The sequence below is a fragment of the Mesorhizobium sp. M1365 genome (genome assembly GCF_040317865.1).
Taxonomy (GTDB): domain Bacteria; phylum Pseudomonadota; class Alphaproteobacteria; order Rhizobiales; family Rhizobiaceae; genus Mesorhizobium.
In genome coordinates this window covers 1-989 of the sequence record NZ_JAMYLG010000108.1, presented here as the reverse complement: position 1 = coordinate 989, position 989 = coordinate 1, and the positions used below count along the sequence as shown (strand labels likewise).

1 protein-coding gene is annotated in these 989 nt (G+C 66.1%); it reads left to right on the top strand.

Annotation, left to right across the window (positions count from 1 at the left end):
* On the top strand, positions 1 to 989 hold a 989-nt coding region (istA, locus tag NKH04_RS33085), incomplete at both ends, for an IS21 family transposase (RefSeq protein WP_353045607.1).

Here is a 989-nt window from a genome sequence, read left to right as displayed (position 1 = left end):
GACGATTGGCTGCGGGAGCGCTTCTTCCGCCATGGCGGCAACGCCGATGTGGTGCGCCAGGAACTGGAGAGCGAACATGGGATCGTTATAGGGCTTCGGTCGGTGGAGCTTCGGGTGCAGGGTTGGCGTCGGGAGTTGAGGGCGCAGAAGCGCGCGACGGTTCGGTTTGAGACGGCGCCGGGACATCAGATGCAGATCGACTTTGGCGACACGCGGGCGTGGGTCGGCGGCGAGCGTGTTCGGGTGCACCTGTTTGTAGCAACGCTGGGTTACTCGCGTCGGCTGCATATCCGTCCCTCGCTTCGGGAGCGCCAGGCGGACTGGTTCGAGGGGATGGAAGGAGCCTTCCTTCGCTTCGGCGGGGTTCCAACGGAAGTACTGTTCGACAATCCGAAGGCGCTGGTCGAACATCACGATGCGACGACGCGGGAGGTGCGGTTCAATGTGAGGCTGCACACCTTTGCCCGCTACTGGGGATTTACGCCGCGGGCTTGTGCGCCCTACCGGGCGCGTACGAAGGGGAAGGACGAACGCGGGGTCGGCTATGTCAAGCGCAATGCGATTGCCGGCCGCCGGTTCGAGAACTGGGCGGCGTTCGAGGCGCATCTGGACCGGTGGACACGCGAGATTGCTGATCAGCGTGTGCATGGCACGACCGGCGTGGCTCCTGCGGAGCGCTTTGCCGAAGAAGCCATGGCGCTTCGCCCTCTGGGCGGACGGGCACCGTTTGGGCAGCTGCGCGATCTCGTGCGCAAGGTCCAGGCGGACTGCGCAATCGACCTGGACACGAACAGTTACTCGGTTCCCTGGCGGCTGATCGGGGAGAGCGTCCAAGTCGTGGTGCTGGGCGGCCGCGTTATCGTGCGTCATGCGGGCGAGGTGGTGGCGGATCATGCCTTGTGCCGCGGGCGTCGCCAACGGATTGTCGAGCGGGCGCATCTTGCCGGCGTGGTCGGCGCTGCTGCGCCGGTGCGATCGGCGCCGGCGGA